Genomic DNA, 1,000 nt, shown 5'->3' with positions numbered 1-1,000 from the left:
AGTTCTCCAGTGTGCGTAGTACCAGGCCTGAGGCTGGTTTCGGGCCGAAGGAGGTTGATTTGCGGGGCATGGTGACGCCTTGGCGGGCCAGTTCGCGTACGACTTCTTCGCGGACGGGGTGCATGAGGACGGCTGTGCCGCCGTCGTGTTCGGCTTTGGCGACGGTGGCGGCGGTGTCGTGGATGTAGGCGATGTGGCCCGGGGAGTCCTCGGGGATGTGCCAGACGTGGTCGAGGAGTGTGGCGTGCAGGACCGTGGCGTCCAGGGAGCGCCAGGCGGCCGGGCGGTCGGCCGGGATCGTGCGGGCGAGCAGGTCCGGGTCGGGGCGGTCGAGCAGGTGGAAGGCGCCGTCGCCGGCGAGCAGGAAGGCGTTGCCGGCGCAGGAGGCGTCGGCCAGTGCCTCCAGGGCTTTGGGCAGGGGGACCTCGAGGTGGCGTACCCGGAAGAGGCCTTCCACGGCGGTGAGTGCGTCGGTGACGGGCAGGCCGTGCAGCAGGCGGTGGATGGCGCGGACGCGCAGGGGGTAGCGGGCGGTGTCGACGAGGAGGACGAGGCCGTAGTCCCAGGGGCTGGGGGAGGGGTGTTCGGCGCGTAGGCGCAGGTAGGTGGCCCAGCGGTGGTGGCCGTCGGCGATGAGGGCCTGGTGGTGTTGCAGTTCGGTCTGGATGAGGGTCATCTCGGCCGGCTCGGTCAGTGACCACAGGCGGTGGTGGAAGCCGTCCTCGGTGGTGGTGGCGAGCAGGGGCGGGCGCCCGGCGGTGCGTTCGACGACGGCGGCGGCGGTGCCGTCGCCGCGGTAGGTCAGCAGCAGTGGTTCGAGGTTGGCCCGGGTGGCGCGCATCAGGGCCGCGCGGTCGGCGACGACGGGCGGCATGATGTCCTCGTGCGGCAGGACCACGCCGTCCTCGGGTTCCGAGACGCGCAGGGCGCCGATGACACCGCGCTGGAGCATGCCGTTGCCGTCCTGCTGTTCGTACACGTACAGGCCCGGCTCGGGGTC

At 71.7% G+C, this 1,000-nt stretch carries 1 protein-coding gene; it reads right to left on the bottom strand.

The window, feature by feature from the left end; all coding sequences use genetic code 11:
- Positions 1–1,000 (bottom strand): DUF1015 family protein (locus tag ACZ5CW_RS41215; RefSeq protein WP_468610973.1); only part of this gene is annotated, 1,000 nt, incomplete at both ends.

Source organism: Streptomyces sp. NPDC031379, from assembly GCF_055569615.1.
This window is presented reverse-complemented; position numbering and strand designations above follow the sequence as displayed.